Origin of the sequence: Mucilaginibacter sp. P19, assembly GCF_050632265.1 — a bacterium.
Lineage (GTDB): Bacteria > Bacteroidota > Bacteroidia > Sphingobacteriales > Sphingobacteriaceae > Mucilaginibacter > Mucilaginibacter gossypii.
The window spans coordinates 4,110,290-4,127,750 of record NZ_CP192586.1; the positions used below are offsets into that span (position 1 = coordinate 4,110,290).

Below are 17,461 nucleotides of genomic sequence, written 5' to 3' on the forward strand. Positions count from 1 at the left end.
GGGCAAGAGGTCAAAACTTTCGGACTTTACGGACATCGGACTTTCGGACTTCGAAAATCAACTCTTCACCACCCTTTGGATTTCGTCCAGCTTCATCAATGCCTCAACCGGGGTTAATGTATTTACATCAAGGTTATTCAGGGTATCGCGTATCTTCACCAATACGGGGTCATCTATTGAAAACATCTGCATTTGTACAGCTTGTTTCTGAACCTTGCGGATACTTTCTTTGATATGCTCGCCGCCGGTGCGTTCATTTTCCAGTTTCTTTAAAATTTCATTGGCACGGGAAAGTACTTTTGAAGGCATACCTGCCAGTTTAGCCACGTGGATCCCAAAGCTGTGCTCGCTGCCACCCGGTACCAGTTTACGTAAAAAGATGATCTGCTGCCCCACTTCTTTAACCGATACATTAAAGTTTTTAACGCGGTTAAACGAATTGCTGAGTTCATTAAGCTCATGATAGTGGGTTGCAAACAGCGTTTTAGCCCTTGCCGTAGGGTGATTATGCAGATACTCGGCAATTGACCATGCAATGGAGATCCCGTCATACGTTGAAGTACCGCGACCGATCTCATCCAGCAGGATCAGGCTCCTGTCGCTCAGGTTATTGAGGATACTGGCAGTTTCGTTCATCTCCACCATAAAGGTCGATTCGCCGGATGAAAGGTTATCCGAGGCACCTACCCTGGTAAAGATCTTATCGACCAGGCCTATTGACGCAGCTTTAGCCGGCACAAAACAACCCATTTGGGCCATCAGTACTATCAAGCCTGTTTGCCTTAATAAAGCCGACTTTCCCGCCATATTAGGGCCCGTAATAATGATGATCTGCTGGGTTTCCGAATCGAGGTAAACGCTGTTGGTGATGTACTCCTCGCCTATCGGCAGGTTCTTTTCAATAACAGGGTGGCGACCGCCCTTAATGTCAAGTACCTTGCTTTCATTAATCTCGGGCTTAACGTAGTAGTTTTTAATGGAGATGGTTGCAAAGTTGAGCAACACATCCAAACGGGCTATCAGTTGGGCATTCAACTGGATAGGTTTAATATACTCGGCAAGCGAATAAAGCAGGTCGTTATAAAGCTGCGTTTCAAGCGCGAAGATTTTTTCTTCGGCGCCTAAAATCTGTTCTTCATATTCTTTAAGTTCGGGGGTAATGTACCGCTCGGCATTAACCAGCGTTTGCTTGCGGATCCATTCGGTTGGCACTTTATCCCGGTGGCTGTGTGTAACCTCCAAATAATAGCCAAACACGTTATTAAACGATACTTTAAGCGATGGGATGCCCGTTAATTCAGCTTCGCGCTTCTGAATCTCCAGCAGGTAACCTTTACCGCCGAAGGCGATCTTACGCAAACGGTCAAGCTCCTCGTTAATACCCTCGTTCATCACCGAACCTTTTACCAGCATCACCGGAGGCTCGGGGTTTAATTCACGTTCTATCTTTTCGCAAATTAGTGCACAGGGGTTAAGCTGCTCGCCAATGGCGCGTAACGGGGCACTTTGTGATGATTCGGCTATGCGTTTAATTTGGGCTATGGCGGTTAGGGCCTTTTTTAACTGGCAAACCTCACGTGGATTGGCTTTTTGTAAACCTATTTTTGAGATGAGCCTTTCCAAATCACCTATCTGGCGTAGATATTGGAGCAACTCTTCCCTCAGCTCTTCGTTTTCTATCAGGTATTCAACCACGCCTAAGCGGTCATTGATAGCTTTGATTTGCTTTAAAGGCATCACAATCCAGCGACGCAGCAAACGCGCGCCCATAGGCGAGCAGGTGTGGTCAAGCACATCAACCAGTGTCATGGCGTTTTCATTGGCCGAACCCACCAGTTCGAGGTTGCGAATGCTGAACCTGTCGAGCCAAAGATACCTATCCTCCTCAATCCTGCTGATGGCCGAAATATGCCCGAGGTTACGGTGTTCTGTCTCATTCAAATAATGAATAGCAACACCGGCAGCGATGATGCCTAAATTCAGTTTATCAATACCAAAGCCTTTGAGCGATTTTACACCAAAGTGCTTAAGCAACGTTTCAGTGGCGTAATCGCCGCTGTATGGCCATTCGTCAAGGGCATAGGTGTAAAAGCGATCGCCATAAGTATCTTTAAAATCGCGTGTACGGCTTTTGGGATAGATCACTTCACTGGGCGAAAAGCTTTGCAGCAGCTTATCAATATAATCGCTGTTACCCTGGGCGGTCATGAACTCGCCGGTAGAGATATCGATCAGGGCAATGCCTATCGTATTCTTTTCAAAATGCAGCGAGGCCAGGTAGTTATTGCTTTTTTGCTGAAGGATGTTATCGTTAGTGGCGACACCGGGGGTAACCAGTTCGGTTACACCGCGTTTAACGATGGTTTTGGTAGTTTTAGGATCTTCCAGTTGATCGCAAATGGCCACACGCTGTCCCGCACGTACCAGTTTAGGCAGGTAAGTATCAAGCGAATGGTGGGGGAAACCGGCAAGCTCAATATGTGTAGCGGCGCCGTTTGCCCGGCGGGTAAGCACGATGCCTAAAATACCGGCAGCCTTCACGGCATCTTCGCCAAATGTTTCATAAAAATCGCCCACCCTAAACAGCAATAAAGCACCTGGATACTTTACTTTGATAGCATTATATTGCTGCATTAAGGGGGTTTCTTTGGTAGTATCTTTAGCCAAGCGGTTACTCCTTCTGTTAATCGGGTAAAGTTAATGCATTAGCGGGGGTTTTAGGGTATTGTTGAAAAGTTGGGGTGGTGTGGATATGTAGCAAATAAGTGTACCTGCCACACTGATTAGGCGTATCCGCTTCTATCGAAACCCTACCTCGCCAACAGCTTCCCGTTCACAATCCTATCTGTATAATCTTGTATCAGGGCTTTACAATCCTGCATGCCTTTTTGCATTTCGGCATTGGGTTGCGCTGTCATCAGGTTTTTTTCCAGTCCTTTGTCGGCCACGGCAAAAATGCCGGTGAAGTTTTTGCCATCAAACAGGTAGGTATAGTTACCCTGCATAAACTGGTAGATGTTACCTGTTGAGTTGATCACCCTTGGCTGCTCATCAGGATGGTTGCCTACCAAACTCCTCCCCCATGATCTGAAGGGCTTGTTATAACCAATCAAATCCACCACAGTTGGGTAAATATCCATTTGCGATGCCAGATCAGTACGCACACCTTTCAGATTATAAGCGCTGTTGGCGCTGTAAAACAGGATAGGCACAGCAAAACGGTTAACCTGCTTACTATATTCAGGATAATAAGTTTGACTGGTATGATCGGCCGTGATCACAAAAATGGTATTGTTAAACCAGGGCTGGGTCTTCGCATAATTGAAAAAAATCCGCAGTGAATTATCCGTATACTGAACACATTTATCAATAGCCAGCGGACCACCCTTAAACCTCGCTTTATATTTTTCGGGCAGCTGATATGGATCATGGGATGACAGCGTGAACAGCGTAGCCATAAAGGGTTGTGTCTGATTGCTCAGCGTATGCCCCATAAACTGGAAAAAATATTCATCCCAAATGCCCCAGATGCCGTCAAAATCTTTATCGTCGTTATATTCGGTACGGCCATAATAGTGCTGATATCCCAAAATACTGCCGAAGCCCTGGAAGCCCATCGACCCGTTGGCTGCCCCGTGAAAGAACGAAGTCTGATACCCCATGCTGTCGCAAACCGACACTATCGACTGGATCTGCTGTTTGGCATATGGCGATGAGGTAAAAGCATTTTGAAACGAGGGAATCCCCGCCAATACCGACGACATGGCATGGATTGATTGCCTGCCCGTTGCGTAGGCATTGGTAAATATAAGACTGCTGCCGGAGATTGAATCCAAAAAGGTGTATAGGATTTAAATCCCGGTATATTAACGTCGCGGTTCATACTGCCCCAATACTCGCGGGCCATACTTTCGAGTATAATGATCACCACATTAGGCTTATTAGCCGGCTTGGTGTTGTATTGTTTTATAGGTTTGATGTTGGTTTTAATATAAGCCTCATCCGTCCAGTGCTGGAGTTTGTAGTTGTTGGTGCCCAGTGTCCTGAAAATAGCGAACGAGGTATTCAGCACAATATCACCCTGGTTGGGCACCGTGATGTGTTTATAAGCATCAACCATATTAATAGGCCGGGTACTGTGTGCAAAATCGCCCCTAATGCCTCCGATAACCAGCGCCAGAATGAGCACGAACGATATTATAGATGATAAGAAATATACTTTTTTATCCCGTGCTGCGGCAGGTGTTAGCTTCACCCGGTTATAGAGCCAGATCCAGCAAAGTGAACACAATATGAATATGATAATGACATACCAGTAGGCTTCCGAAAAATGGGTAAACAATAGTTTTTTGTTGTTCTCATCGGCCAACACATCAAGTGTTGCCCTCGTTGAACGCACCTGGCTAAAGCGATAATAAATAATATCAACAAAGTTGGTAGCGTAGGCGAGTAAATTGGTAACAAAATATAGGATAGCCATACCCTTCTGAAAACCGGGCCGGGTGTTTACCGTTAGAGGTAAAACGCTAAGCAAGATGAATAAGCTGTTAATATAAAGCAGCGCCGTGGTATCAAAGGCCATACCGTAATAGCACAATTTGAGCAGCGCCCAAAAGCTGTCAACTGCAAACAGGTGCGTATTAAAAGTAAAGAATAATACCCTTGCAATAAAATAAAACAAATATCCCAAAAACAGCCTGTATAAAAGTACTTTATATTCGGCCAACCTCAATTTACTTTTCATGAAAAACGCATTGCTTTAGTTTCCCCCAAGACGTGACCAGCAAGGATTGATCAAATCCGAATTTCCCCGGGAGCTAATAAAAAGCGAAAGTAAAAAAATAGGATAACAATTATTTAATGCTAAATCAACAGTGATTTAATGACATTAGATTAGCAAACCGGAGTGTTAAATATTTTTAAGAGAGGAAAACGAACCCTGGGAAAGCTGAGTCCCCTCTTTTATAAACAATATATCAAATAGCTTTCAATTGCCTGTATTGCCTTAAAGTGGCCTGGTTATTTCGTTTGATCCGGTAAGGCAGCTTTTTCAATTTTTCCTGTAATTGCATATAGGCCTGAAAATCGGCATTACCCTGTAGTTTCTTCACCAGTTTATCCAACTGATCTTCGAACTTTACAATCTGTTTATAGGCTTCGTTGTTATCTCTTAAGTTAGGCAAAAATTCCCGGATGGTGCTATACACCCAAACTTCAAACTTAGGGTTAAGCCAACCTGCAAATTTCAATGCTAAAATTTCGCACATCCATAGCCCATCCAGCTTATTCACAAATATCATGGCTTCCAGATCGGCAGAATTCTTTGTGCTGTTACCTTCAAAATTCGATTCATTAAAAGGCAAGGGCATGCTTTTCAATTCTGTCAATAAAATCTTTAGTTTGTTTCAGCTTTAAAAACTCTGTTGGGTTTTTACCGAAGATTTTGCCCATTTCTGTGGCATTGATCATTAAATCTTTATCGCTGATATCAAACTCAACAACCTGATTATTAAATTCAAATTCAAAAACTGCATTTACCATACGCCTGTTTTAAACTATATCCCTAATTAAAATACAAGTATACCAACAACAATTTCAAAACTATAAAAATTAGCAAAAAAGTTTTAAACAATCAAAAAGCCATTAAAATTAGTAATCAATTAATAACTGAATCTGATACCAACTTTCTACCACTCTAAAATAAATCGCCTGTTTCCTATTGCAAACTCAAATCATTTTAATAACTTTGAAATACAAAGTACTTTTAAAATACAAAGTAAAAGCAACAAAAAACATATAACATGAACCTTTTTGTAGATGAAAATTCGATAGTGCGCAGGATTTGGGGCAAGGCAGATACCATCCTGTTCATTTTCGCCGGGGCCGCAGCCGAGTTTGCTTTAAATAAGGCTGTCGACTGGCTTTATTTCACGGGCAAACTTCCTGCTGATCCTTTAGCACGCCTGTTTAGCACCGTAGCCTATTCGCGGCAAATCATTTTTTCGGAGCGCGATGAAGCTTTAAAGGCTATTGATAAAATAAATGCCATTCATAAAGGTGTTGAAACCGCCCGTGGTTCCCAAATACCCGACTGGGCTTATCGTGATGTACTGTTCCTGTTGATCGATCTGTCCATCCGTTCATATGAATTACTGGAAAAGCCTCTTAGCGCAGCCGAAAAAGCCGAAGTGTTTAATGTATTTAACCGGGTTGGCGAACGAATGCAGCTAACAGGGATACCATCAGATTATCAACACTATCTTCAAATGCGCAAAGAACACCTTGAACACAATTTAATTAACAGCGCTTTCACTGCCGATTTATATCATCAGTATAAAAAACATCTTGGTTTTGCCAGGTATCAGATTCTGAAGCAGGCACAGTTGCTAACCGTGCCCACGCAGGTTAGCCAACAACTGCCGCTGGGTAAAATAGCCTGGCTTTGGCCTGTACTAAAGGTATATAAGGCAATAAAAAACCTTAAACCCGGAAAGTTTTTAAGGGATGCCCTTCTGCCGGTGCAATACAAAATCCAGATCCAGGGAATGGACCGGGCATATGCTTTAAATTAATCCATGAAAACCGCTATTAAATATTTCGGGATCTTTTTGCAGCAGCAGGCGCTCTCTTGCCTGTTCCCGGTTTTGGTATTTGCCATGCTGGCACTTTCGCATTTGTTTGCAGGCATTTTGCCCCGTTATGACTTTATGCTGATAGCCTGCCTGCTTATCCAGGCTGCTTTATATTACACCGGGATCGAAACTAAGGATGAAGTACTGGTAATTTGCATATTTCATCTGCTGGGCCTGGTAATGGAGCTCTTCAAAGTTCACTACGGCTCATGGGCCTATCCTGAATTTGCTTATCTAAAAATAGGCGGCGTTCCGCTATATAGCGGCTTTATGTATGCCAGCGTTGCCAGCTATATGTGCCAGGCCTGGCGGAGGCTTAACCTGCAAATACAAAACTGGCCTAACCGTTATATTGCCCGCACCATAGGTATTTTGATATACTTTAATTTTTTTAGCAATCATTTTATGCCCGATATCCGCTATGGCATAGGCGTGCTGATCCTTTATTTTTTCAGGCAGTCGGTAGTAGTTTTTCATTTACAGGAAAAAGCCTGTCGCATACCAACAATAATATCATTTATGCTTATAGGCTTTTTCATCTGGTTTGCCGAAAATATAGCTACCCGACTTGGGGCCTGGCGCTATGCCTACCAGCACCATGCCTGGACAGTAGTAAATTATCAGAAAATAAGCTCCTGGGCCTTCCTGGTAATTGTAAGCTTTATCATTGTTGCCGAACTGAAATTATTAAAAGACAGCACAAAGCCGTTACCGATGTTATCAGCTTGAACACTTTCACAATGTCAAGCTCGGTAATTTCAAGTAAAGGGGCTAAGCATAAAAGAAATTTCTTTTCTCAGCTGCTTTACGTATGTCTGAAATAGCTTGCTCCCAAAGCCGTCAAATCCGAAATCGAAATTCCGAAATTATAATGAAATCACAGATCTTTGATTACCCGGCATGGATTTCCTGCAGCAACTACATTTGCCGGAATACTTTTGGTTACCACACTTCCTGCACCTATTGTCGTATTATCACCTATGGTAACTCCAGGGCAAACAATTACACCACCACCCAGCCACACGTTGTTGCCAATAGTAATAGGTGCCGCATATTCGGGGCCTTTGATCCGTTCGGCAGCTATTACCGGGTGATAGGCTGTATAAAGCTGCACATTGGGCGCCAGGAACACGTTATCACCAAAGGTAACACGGGCACAATCCAATATAATACAGTTAAAATTCAGAAACAGGTTATCCCCGGCTATTATATTAAAGCCATAATCACAGTAAAAAGGCGATTGAATATCAATATTGCCTTTAAAGCTTCCCAGCAGTTGTTTTAACAGGGCTGTTTTGGTTTCCTTGTCATCATAGCTTGCGGCATTGTATTGTGTAAACAATTGCCGGGCTTTTGAACGGGCGGCAACAAGTTCGGCATCCCCGGCATTGTACAGTTCGCCGGATGTCATTTTTTCAAGTTCTGTCATAGGTAATGTTTGCAGGCAGGTTACATGCAAAGATAGGTGCTTAATATTTAAACCGGCAACTCATCAACAATACAAACTCTAAGTTGTATTACCAGGTCATTTACTGCAACAGGTGTGGTTAATGGGTTTGGACCTGGATTCATTTCAAATTTCAAAAACCATTCCTTTTTCGTTAAGTTATATTAATAGTTAACTTTTCATAAATAAAAAGAAAAAATATGAAAAATTTAAGAATAACAGCCGCAGCTATCGCCCTGTCATTAGCCGGCTCTTTGGTATTAGCTAACGAACACCAGGCTCAAAATACCGGTGCATCAGTAACAAAGTACACATTGACCACTGATACTGTGCCAGATAAAAATAAAAAGAAACCAAAAACGCCGGTACCCACACCAAAACCAACAGATCCTGTGCCAAGTCCAACGCCGACGCCGACACCTACTGATCCAAATCGGGTACCAACTCCTGCGCCAACGCCAAACCCTTCACCAACACCCAGTACACCTAACCCTACACCGCAGCCAAATACGCCTAACCCAAGCCCTATACCAAATACGCCAAACCCAACAACACCAAGCCCGACACCTAATCCGTCGAGCCCAACCAGGCCAAGTCCTGGCCAATAATTACGGATCGGTTTAAAAAGAACGCCCCGGGATATTGCAACCCGGGGCGTTCATGTTATATTTTCTAATTTATTTAATTACTGACCTGGGTAAAGGTATAAGGCAGATTAGTGAATGTACCACCTAATATCTGCGACGTTTCAATAGATGCAATGGTACCATCATCATTATAGTTTACCTTTTTCGTGGTCATGCTATAGGTACCGGTTATCAGATTTTTTGATGGATCTATAGAGGTAATTATGATAGAACCCGAACCTGGCTCAACCACACCTACCTGATTAAAGGATGTACCGCTAGTTGATGTGAAATAAGCCATATTTACCCTGCTGGTAGCATCAACCTTATAAGTAGCCAGCGGAAAAGTATTGACATTGGTAGCATTAGCATCACTTAAAGTAATCGTCCATTTTACTCTTTTCAGGTCAGTAGTACCAACTACATTAAATGATTTTGTTTTAGCAGTAGCATCATAATTTATAGTAGCGGTAACATCATCAGGGATCCATGATGTACCATTTATAGTTGCGGCAAGTATTTGGTCGGAAGTAGTGGAAGCAGAAGTAACAACGTCCTTTTTACAGCCCTGGAATATTATAGCTGATAAAACGAACAGCATTAATAGTTGGATTTTCCTCATATATAAATTTTATGCAAATAACGATGTTTAAGAAGTAATAATCACAACCGAAATTACTTTTTTCACATATTTTAACATTCGCCGGCACGGCGGCTTTTAATAGTTAAGCCCCAATTATAATACAATTCATTTTATTTAACCATATTAGGCCGAAATTTTTAAACATGATCAACGTAAACGAATATTTTGAAGGTGCCGTAAAATCACTGGCATACACCACTCCGCAAGGGCGCTCAACTATCGGCGTTATTGAGCCCGGCGAATATGAATTTGGCACATCAAGCCACGAAACCATGACCGTAATTGAAGGCAGCCTTGAAGCTTTATTACCAGGCCAAAGCCAATGGCAAACATTTACCAACGGACAAGTATTTGAGGTTGAAGCAAATACTTCATTTAAAGTTAAAACAGAAGTGCAGAGTTCGTATTTGTGTACTTACAGATAGTTGATTTTGTCTGAACTCGATTTGAACAAATTTTGAAAATTTATAGAATTTGCATAGCATCATGTTGATTCCTTAAATTCTATAAATTCGAGTTCAGACAATAATTCGAAATCAAAAGTTATAGACCTATTGACTCCCGGAGCTTTATCTATACCTTGATAAGAGATCTTTCAAAATTCAACTTTCAGACTTGCCGACTTACCGCCCCCTGACTTTTCCCCTCCCAAATCCTACTAATCACATAGGGAAACACCACAAAATTTAATTTGGTTATAGCTAAAAAGTCAGCTTTAATAAATGTATTGCACAAGTTTGGTATAACTTTATATTGATTCTAAATAATTTTTTTCGTACTTTCATTTTGTACATCATAATATTTGTCTCTTTTTGTTGAGATAATGTTAAATAATTATGATTTAAATAATTGATTTTTTAGAAATCTTTAAAAATTACCGTAAATTTTATAATTTATTTGAGTTTTGGTAACTTCGTGGTTACACCCCTTATAAAATTGTAAACGGTTTAATTTAAACAATGGATCAAACTGATAGCCACCAGGGTCTTTACAGACCGGAATTTGAACACGATTCGTGCGGAACGGGATTTATAACCAATATCAACGGTCATAAAACCAACCAAATTATTGATAACGCGTTAACCATGCTCGAAAACATGGAACACCGCGGTGCGTGCGGATGCGACCCCGAGAGCGGGGACGGTGCGGGTATTTTAATACAATTGCCCCATGAGTTTTTAATGGAAGAATGCTCAAACCTTGAGATCAGCCTGCCGGAACCCGGCGAGTATGGTGTAGGTATGATATTTTTACCTAAAGATTCGGCCCAGAAAAAGGCCTGCCGTACAATTATTAATAATGCTATTGAAAAATTAGGTTTACATAAGCTGGGCGAGCGTAAGCTTACCGTTGATTCATCAGTTATTGGTGAAACAGCCCGCCAGGCCGAGCCTGATATTGAGCAAATTTATATCGCAAGGCCACATCATATTACCAACGCCGATGATTTTGAACGCAAATTATTCGTGCTCAGAAGGTATATCAACAAAACCATTACTGAAACGGTAGCCGGCGCTTCTGATAATTTTTATTTTACATCATTAAGCTGTAAAACAATTATTTACAAAGGGCAGCTTACTACCTACCAGCTGCGTAAATACTATACTGATCTTTCTGATCCGCGTATTGCATCGGGCTTTGCCATGATCCACTCGCGTTTCTCTACCAATACTTTCCCTTCATGGAAACTGGCCCAACCATTCCGCTTAATTGCGCATAACGGCGAGATCAATACCCTTACAGGTAACTTAAACTGGTTTTATGCCGGCCTGAAATCATACGCTCTCGTCGTACTTTACTGCCGAAGAAATGGATATGTTGTTGCCGGTGATTGATAACAACCAGTCGGATTCTGCCTGTCTGGATAATATCATTGAAATATTGTTGCACTCCGGCCGTTCATTGCCACATGTAATGATGATGCTGGTACCTGAAGCATGGGATGGCAACGAAGCCATGGATCCGCTTAAAAAAGCGTTCTACGAATTTCACGCTACTTTGATGGAGCCATGGGATGGACCTGCCGCTATTACCTTTACCGATGGTAAACTGGTAGGTGCCCTGCTTGACCGTAACGGCTTGCGCCCGCTACGTTTCGTGATCACCAATGATGGTCGTGTAATAGCAGCTTCTGAAGCCGGTACCTTAGCTATTGACGAAAGCACCGTTTTACGCAAAGGCCGCTTACAGCCTGGTAAAATGTTATTAATCGATACTGAAAAAGGCCGCATCATCACTGATGAAGAGATCAAGCAACAAATTGCATCACAACAGCCGTATGGCCGTTGGTTAGAGAATTATAAAATTAACCTGAGCGAGCTTTCAGAACCGCGCCTGGCTTTCGCCAGCTTGTCTGAAGCCTCTGTATACCGTTACCAGCAGGTATTTGGCTACAGCCGCGAGGATATCGACACCATCATTAAACCGATGGCCCTTGATGGCAAAGAGCCTGTAGGCTCAATGGGAACCGATGTGCCTTTGGCTATCCTTTCGGACAAACCTCAGCACCTGTCAAGCTATTTCAAACAATTTTTCGCACAGGTAACCAACCCGCCAATCGACCCGATCCGTGAGCGTTTGGTGATGAGCCTTGCTACCTTTATCGGTAACAATGGCAACCTGTTAGATGAAGACAAAATGCATTGCCATTGCGTGGTATTGAAACACCCGATATTGAAAAACCACCAGTTAGAAAAACTGCGCAGTATCGATACCGGCCTGTTCCACGCCAAAACTTTGCAAACTTACTTTAAGGCTGATGGCCTGCCAGGCTCACTGGAAAAAGGCATTGCACGCCTTTGCCGCTACGCCGAAGATGCTGTTGATGACGGCTTCGAGGTATTGATCCTTTCGGATCGTGCGGTTGATTCTGAGCATGCCCCTATCCCTACCCTGCTGGCTGTATCAGCAGTACACCACCATTTGATCCGCAAAGGCCGCCGCGGTGCTGTTGGCCTGGTTGTTGAAACCGGCGATGCCTGGGAAGTACACCACTTTGCTTGCTTACTGGCCTTTGGTGCTACAGCTATCAACCCGTACCTGGCGCTTTCAACTATTGAAACCCTTAAAGATAATGGCAGCCTTGAAACCAGCTACGATATCAAAAAGCTGCGGAATAACTACGTTAAATCTATTAACGATGGCTTGTTGAAGATCTTCTCGAAAATGGGGATCTCAACCTTACAGTCATACCACGGCGCGCAGGTATTCGAGATCCTTGGCATAAATAAGACCGTTGTTGACAAATACTTCCATGGTGCAGTTACCCGCATAGGCGGTTTAGGCCTCGATGAAATTGCCCGTGAAGCACTTTGCAAACACAAAATGGGCTTTGAAGCTAAAGGAGCTGACAACCTGTTACCTGAAGGTGGTATCTACCAGTGGAAACGCCGAGGCGAAGCCCACTTGTTTAATCCTACTACCGTTCACCTGTTACAGCACGCCACCCGTACTAATAGCTACGAGGTATATAAAAACTACGCTAAGGTAGTTAACGAGCAAACTGAAAAGCACTTCACCATCCGTGGTTTACTTGATTTTGCCCACCACCGCGAATCAATCAGCATTGAAGAGGTTGAACCGGCAGAAAGCATCATGAAGCGTTTTGCTACAGGTGCCATGTCATTCGGCTCTATCTCGCACGAGGCACACAGCACAATGGCAATCGCTATGAACCGTATTGGCGGCAAAAGCAATACAGGTGAAGGTGGTGAGGACGAAATGCGTTACGACAAATTGCCAAACGGCGACTCATTACGTTCGGCTATTAAGCAGGTAGCATCAGGCCGTTTCGGGGTAACTTCAAACTACCTTACCAATGCCGATGAGTTACAGATAAAAATGGCACAGGGTGCTAAACCAGGTGAAGGCGGTCAGCTGCCGGGCCATAAGGTTGACGATTGGATCGCTAAAACCCGTCACTCTACTCCGGGCGTAGGTTTGATCTCTCCTCCCCCACACCACGATATTTACTCTATCGAAGATTTGGCACAGCTTATCTTCGACCTTAAAAATGCAAACCGCGCAGCCCGTATCAACGTTAAATTGGTATCAAAAGCAGGTGTAGGTACTATTGCAGCCGGTGTTGCCAAAGCACACGCAGACGTAATCCTGATTGCAGGTTATGACGGTGGTACCGGTGCATCGCCAATAAGCTCTATCAAACACGCTGGCTTGCCATGGGAGCTTGGTTTAACCGAAGCTCACCAAACACTGGTACGTAATAAACTGCGCAGCCGTGTGGTACTACAAACAGACGGTCAACTGAAAACTGGTCGCGATTTGGCAATCGCAGCCCTGATGGGTGCCGAAGAATGGGGTGTAGCTACTGCTGCCCTTGTTGCAGGCGGCTGTATCATGATGCGTAAATGCCACCTGAACACCTGCCCTGTAGGTGTTGCCACACAAGATCCTGAATTGCGCAAATTATTTTCGGGCAAACCTGAGCATATCGTTAACCTGTTCCGCTTTATGGCTGAGGAGTTACGCGAGATCATGGCCGAGCTTGGTTTCCGTACTATTCATGAAATGGTTGGCCGCGTACAGTTCCTGAAAGTGAAAGATAACCTGCAAAGCTGGAAAGCCAAAAAGATTGACTTGAGCGGCATCCTGCACCCGGTTACCAACACCAAAGGTATGACCTTGTACAACAGTGAATCACAGGATCACGGCATGGCCAATATCCTTGACTGGAAACTATGGGAAGCTGCTAAACCTGCTATTGAAGATAAAACCCCGGTATTTGCTTCATTTGATGTGATCAACGTTGACCGTACCATCGGTACCTTGTTATCAAACGAGATTTCGAAAGTTTATGGTTCTGCAGGTTTACCTGACAATACCATTAACTTCAAATTCAAAGGCTCTGCCGGTCAAAGCTTTGCGGCATTCACCACTAAAGGTGTTTCTTTCGAGCTGGAAGGCGAAGCTAACGACTATGTAGGTAAAGGTCTTTCGGGCGCTCAGATAGCCGTTTATCCGGCAGCTAACGCAACCTTCGTACCTGAAGATAATATCATCATTGGTAACGTAGCCCTTTATGGTGCTACATCGGGTGAATTGTTTGTAGGCGGTATGGCCGGCGAGCGTTTCGCGGTACGTAACTCTGGCGCTACCACTGTTGTTGAAGGTATCGGCGACCACGGTTGCGAGTACATGACCGGTGGTCGTGCGCTTATCCTTGGTAATACAGGCCGCAACTTTGCAGCCGGTATGAGCGGAGGTATAGCATGGGTTTACAATCCTGAAGGTACGTTTGCAGAAAACTGCAATACCGAAATGGTTGACCTTGATCCGCTAAGTGTACAAGACGAAGAGCAGATCCTCACCCTGCTGCGTAAACACATCACCTTAACCGGCAGCAAGCTGGCGCAAAAGATACTAAACAACTGGAATGAAGCATCAACCCAGTTTGTGAAAGTATTCCCGAGAGAGTATAAAAAAGTATTAGAGAAATTACAATATCAAACCATAGGCTAAGAAATGGGAAAACCTACAGGATTTCAGGAGTTTAATCGCGAACTTCCATCAAAAGTTCCGGCTGCTGAACGCGTTAAGAACTATAACGAATTTGTGAATTTATATACTGAAGAGAAGCTTAACCAGCAATCGGCCAGGTGTATGAATTGCGGTATCCCTTTCTGCCATTCGGGATGCCCCCTTGGTAATATCATTCCTGAGTTTAACGACGCCGTGTATCGTAAAAACTGGGAAGAAGCTTACCATATATTATCATCAACTAATAACTTCCCTGAGTTTACGGGCCGCATTTGCCCTGCCCCATGCGAATCTGCATGCGTGTTAGGCATCAACAAGCCGCCTGTTGCTATTGAGGAAATTGAGCGCCACATCATCGAGATCGCTTATGAGAAAAACCTTGTAAAACCAACTGCACCGCTTGTTAAAACGGGCAAAAAGGTAGCCGTTGTAGGTTCGGGCCCTGCGGGTCTTGCTGCAGCAGCCCAACTGGTGAAAGTTGGCCACACCGTTACCGTTTACGAACGTGATGACCGTGCAGGTGGTTTATTACGCTATGGCATCCCCGATTTTAAACTGGAAAAATGGGTTGTTGAGCGCCGCGTTGAAGTAATGGAAAAAGATGGCGTTGTATTTAAATACAACAGCGAGGTTGGTGTAAACGTAGTCGCTGATGAACTGGTACGTAACAACGATGCCGTGATTTTAGCAGGCGGTTCAACTATTCCGCGTAACCTTAACATTCCGGGCCGTGAGTTAAAAGGCATCCATTTTGCAATGGATTTCCTGAAACAGCAAAACAAACGTGTTAGCAATATTGAGGTTACTGCCGAAGATATTATAGCTACAGGTAAAGACGTGGTGGTAATTGGCGGTGGTGATACCGGGTCGGACTGCGTGGGTACTTCAAACCGTCAGGGTGCTGCATCGATCAAACAATTTGAGGTGATGTTCCAGCCGCCGGCTCAGCGTACACAGCATATGCCATGGCCTACTTATCCAATGGTACTGAAAACTACCAGCTCACACGAGGAAGGTGCCGACCGTTTCTGGGGTGTTAATACTTTAGAGTTTTTAGGCGATGAAGAAGGTAACCTGCGTGCCCTGAGAGTAGTTGATGTTGAATGGGAACAGGATTTTATGGGTCGTCCGATAAAATTCCATATAGTTGAAGGTTCGGAGCGTGAAATCCCTTGTCAGCGTGTATTCCTGGCTATGGGTTTCTTACATCCACAGCATGATACTTTCATCAGCCAGCTTGGCGTTGAAATTGACGACCGTAAAAACGTTAAAGCGAAAGAGGGTGTCTACCGTACCAACGTAAGCAAAGTGTTTACAGCAGGCGATATGCGCCGCGGACAATCACTAGTAGTTTGGGCTATATCTGAAGGCCGCGAAGCTGCCCGCAAGGTTGACGAGTTTTTAATGGGCCACTCTCTGCTGGAAAGTAAAGACGCTGTTAACCAGTTCGACCAGGTGTTTTAATGTTAGAGATTGGAGGTTTGAGATTAGAGGTTAGTTATTTTTAACTTACAAAGTAGATATCTCCTTATCATATTGTTTTAATTATGAAGCCGGGCAAACGCCCGGCTTTGTTGTTTTTTACTTTTCCAGATACTCTTTAAGCGAAATACCTGTAATATGTGTCCAGCCGGCAACAAAATTTTCTTTTTGAAGGAATCCAACGGCGGGAAAGTTTCCAGACCGCTATGGGTGAGGATTAATTTGGTGCCATTCCCTTCAGGAAAAAGTTCCCACGTAACTTCCGAGTCGCCTTCATAGCCATCATATCGCCAGGTATAAGCAATGGTTTTGCCCTCAACAACTTTAGTTACCCGGCACAGGTGACGGTATTGAAAATTATCCTTATCTCCCGCCGTAAATTCAAATTCAAATCCTACCTCGGGTTTAAATTCGGCAAGGTCAAAATACCATTCTTTCATTTTTTCTTTAACGGTAATGGCTTCCCATACCTTTTGAATGGGCGCCGAATAAACACGTTCAATTACAAATGGTTGTGTGCTCATAGTTTGCTGTTTTTATGGTTATCTGTATTTTGTTCGTCGGTTAAAAAAGCGTCGAGGGCATCCAGCTTCTGCGTCCAAAACCGGCGGTATTGCTCTGCCCAGTCTGTAACTTGCTTTAACTGTTTCAAATCGGCATGGCAATAGCGTTCCCTCCCCTGTTGCTTAATAATGAGCAAACCGCATTCGGTTAATATTTTTATGTGTTTGGATACGGCCGGCCGGCTGATATCAAAATTATCGGCCACGGCATTAAGGTTCATTTGCCGGCTGGCCAGCAGGTTAATGATCTCACGGCGGGTTGGGTCGGCGATGGCCTGGAAAACATCTCTTCGCATAGTAACAGAACGGAAACATGAAACCGTTCGGTTACAAATATAAATGAAACCATTTGGTTACGCAATATTTATTTTAATTTTCTTAAAAAGACGCAACACGCACCTACAGGGTGCTACTTTACTTACAACATACTTATTTACAAGCATATGCAATACACCCCTATCCTCAAATCATTTCATTATTCGCCAAATAAGCGATATGGTTAGCAAGCGGCAGCGCCTATACCATAGGTAATTTTACGTAGTGAAAATTGGGTGATTATACCTATTTCGGGG

At 43.7% G+C, this 17,461-nt stretch carries 13 protein-coding genes and 1 pseudogene; 6 read left to right on the top strand and 8 right to left on the bottom strand.

All coding sequences use genetic code 11. The annotated features are described in order from the left end of the window. Positions 1 to 57 precede the first annotated feature (57 nt). The 4 genes from mutS to ACQ86K_RS19890 all read right to left on the bottom strand — a co-directional run bounded on the left by mutS (position 58) and on the right by ACQ86K_RS19890 (position 5,541). Positions 58 to 2,667: a DNA mismatch repair protein MutS gene (gene mutS, locus ACQ86K_RS19875; RefSeq protein ID WP_091162391.1), complete on the bottom strand. Its 2,610-nt coding sequence runs from the start codon at positions 2,665 to 2,667 to the stop codon at positions 58 to 60. Positions 2,668 to 2,810: 143 nt separating this feature from the next. Then, the gene (locus ACQ86K_RS19880) at positions 2,811 to 3,836 is read right to left on the bottom strand and encodes an LTA synthase family protein (protein ID WP_431198614.1); all 1,026 of its coding nucleotides are present in this window, start codon (positions 3,834 to 3,836) and stop codon (positions 2,811 to 2,813) included. Between the two features lie 1,140 nt (positions 3,837 to 4,976). Continuing rightward, entirely contained in the window at positions 4,977 to 5,387 is a 411-nt protein-coding gene (locus tag ACQ86K_RS19885; protein ID WP_431198615.1) for a KilA-N domain-containing protein, read from the bottom strand. After that, a complete protein-coding gene (locus ACQ86K_RS19890; protein ID WP_431198616.1) occupies positions 5,353 to 5,541 on the bottom strand; it encodes a KilA-N domain-containing protein in 189 nt (62 codons plus the stop codon). The genes ACQ86K_RS19885 and ACQ86K_RS19890 overlap by 35 nt, the downstream gene beginning before the upstream one ends. 260 nt (positions 5,542 to 5,801) lie before the next feature. On the opposite strand from ACQ86K_RS19890, the gene ACQ86K_RS19895 reads away from it, so the two are divergent. Both ACQ86K_RS19895 and ACQ86K_RS19900 read left to right on the top strand, forming a co-directional pair. After that, the gene (locus tag ACQ86K_RS19895) at positions 5,802 to 6,572 is read left to right on the top strand and encodes an oxygenase MpaB family protein (protein ID WP_091162384.1); all 771 of its coding nucleotides are present in this window, start codon (positions 5,802 to 5,804) and stop codon (positions 6,570 to 6,572) included. A gap of 3 nt (positions 6,573 to 6,575) precedes the next feature. Further along, positions 6,576 to 7,361: a DUF817 domain-containing protein gene (locus ACQ86K_RS19900; RefSeq protein WP_091162382.1), complete on the top strand. Its 786-nt coding sequence runs from the start codon at positions 6,576 to 6,578 to the stop codon at positions 7,359 to 7,361. A gap of 148 nt (positions 7,362 to 7,509) precedes the next feature. Here the strand turns inward: ACQ86K_RS19900 and ACQ86K_RS19905 are convergent, their stop codons facing one another. After that, positions 7,510 to 8,061 carry a sugar O-acetyltransferase gene (locus ACQ86K_RS19905; RefSeq protein WP_091162380.1) on the bottom strand — a complete coding sequence of 184 codons (552 nt, stop codon included), beginning with the start codon at positions 8,059 to 8,061 and terminating at the stop codon, positions 7,510 to 7,512. A gap of 218 nt (positions 8,062 to 8,279) precedes the next feature. Between ACQ86K_RS19905 and ACQ86K_RS19910 the strand changes: the two genes are divergently transcribed. Next, the gene (locus tag ACQ86K_RS19910; RefSeq protein WP_431198617.1) at positions 8,280 to 8,687 is read left to right on the top strand and encodes a hypothetical protein; all 408 of its coding nucleotides are present in this window, start codon (positions 8,280 to 8,282) and stop codon (positions 8,685 to 8,687) included. Between the two features lie 73 nt (positions 8,688 to 8,760). On the opposite strand, the gene ACQ86K_RS19915 is transcribed toward ACQ86K_RS19910, so the two are convergent. Beyond that, positions 8,761 to 9,327 carry a DUF6252 family protein gene (locus tag ACQ86K_RS19915; protein WP_143020664.1) on the bottom strand — a complete coding sequence of 189 codons (567 nt, stop codon included), beginning with the start codon at positions 9,325 to 9,327 and terminating at the stop codon, positions 8,761 to 8,763. A gap of 164 nt (positions 9,328 to 9,491) precedes the next feature. Here ACQ86K_RS19915 and ACQ86K_RS19920 point away from each other — a divergent pair, with 164 nt between their 5' ends. The 3 genes and pseudogenes from ACQ86K_RS19920 to ACQ86K_RS19930 all read left to right on the top strand — a co-directional run bounded on the left by ACQ86K_RS19920 (position 9,492) and on the right by ACQ86K_RS19930 (position 16,308). Beyond that, complete coding sequence (locus tag ACQ86K_RS19920) at positions 9,492 to 9,773, top strand: pyrimidine/purine nucleoside phosphorylase (protein ID WP_091162376.1); 282 nt, start codon at positions 9,492 to 9,494, stop codon at positions 9,771 to 9,773. Positions 9,774 to 10,307: 534 nt separating this feature from the next. Continuing rightward, positions 10,308 to 14,826 (top strand): annotated as a pseudogene (gene gltB / locus ACQ86K_RS19925) (glutamate synthase large subunit). 3 nt (positions 14,827 to 14,829) lie between these two features. Next, a complete protein-coding gene (locus ACQ86K_RS19930) occupies positions 14,830 to 16,308 on the top strand; it encodes a glutamate synthase subunit beta (protein ID WP_091162373.1) in 1,479 nt (492 codons plus the stop codon). Between the two features lie 77 nt (positions 16,309 to 16,385). On the opposite strand, the gene ACQ86K_RS19935 is transcribed toward ACQ86K_RS19930, so the two are convergent. Both ACQ86K_RS19935 and ACQ86K_RS19940 read right to left on the bottom strand, forming a co-directional pair. Next, positions 16,386 to 16,850 (bottom strand): SRPBCC family protein, encoded by a 465-nt coding sequence (locus ACQ86K_RS19935; RefSeq protein WP_431198618.1) that lies wholly within the window; start codon positions 16,848 to 16,850, stop codon positions 16,386 to 16,388. Further along, complete coding sequence (locus tag ACQ86K_RS19940; RefSeq protein ID WP_091162370.1) at positions 16,847 to 17,185, bottom strand: ArsR/SmtB family transcription factor; 339 nt, start codon at positions 17,183 to 17,185, stop codon at positions 16,847 to 16,849. The genes ACQ86K_RS19935 and ACQ86K_RS19940 overlap by 4 nt, the downstream gene beginning before the upstream one ends. Between the last annotated feature and the right edge of the window lie 276 nt (positions 17,186 to 17,461).

Bases quoted from the DNA above. Each gene is read 5' to 3' on its own strand.
- ACQ86K_RS19890 (WP_431198616.1), bottom strand. From the start codon at position 5,541: ATGGTAAATGCAGTTTTTGAATTTGAATTTAATAATCAGGTTGTTGAG.
- ACQ86K_RS19895 (WP_091162384.1), top strand. From the start codon at position 5,802: ATGAACCTTTTTGTAGATGAAAATTCGATAGTGCGCAGGATTTGGGGC.
- ACQ86K_RS19900 (WP_091162382.1), top strand. From the start codon at position 6,576: ATGAAAACCGCTATTAAATATTTCGGGATCTTTTTGCAGCAGCAGGCG.
- ACQ86K_RS19905 (WP_091162380.1), bottom strand. From the start codon at position 8,061: ATGACAGAACTTGAAAAAATGACATCCGGCGAACTGTACAATGCCGGG.
- ACQ86K_RS19910 (WP_431198617.1), top strand. From the start codon at position 8,280: ATGAAAAATTTAAGAATAACAGCCGCAGCTATCGCCCTGTCATTAGCC.
- ACQ86K_RS19915 (WP_143020664.1), bottom strand. From the start codon at position 9,327: ATGAGGAAAATCCAACTATTAATGCTGTTCGTTTTATCAGCTATAATA.
- ACQ86K_RS19920 (WP_091162376.1), top strand. From the start codon at position 9,492: ATGATCAACGTAAACGAATATTTTGAAGGTGCCGTAAAATCACTGGCA.
- ACQ86K_RS19930 (WP_091162373.1), top strand. From the start codon at position 14,830: ATGGGAAAACCTACAGGATTTCAGGAGTTTAATCGCGAACTTCCATCA.
- ACQ86K_RS19935 (WP_431198618.1), bottom strand. From the start codon at position 16,850: ATGAGCACACAACCATTTGTAATTGAACGTGTTTATTCGGCGCCCATT.
- ACQ86K_RS19940 (WP_091162370.1), bottom strand. From the start codon at position 17,185: ATGCGAAGAGATGTTTTCCAGGCCATCGCCGACCCAACCCGCCGTGAG.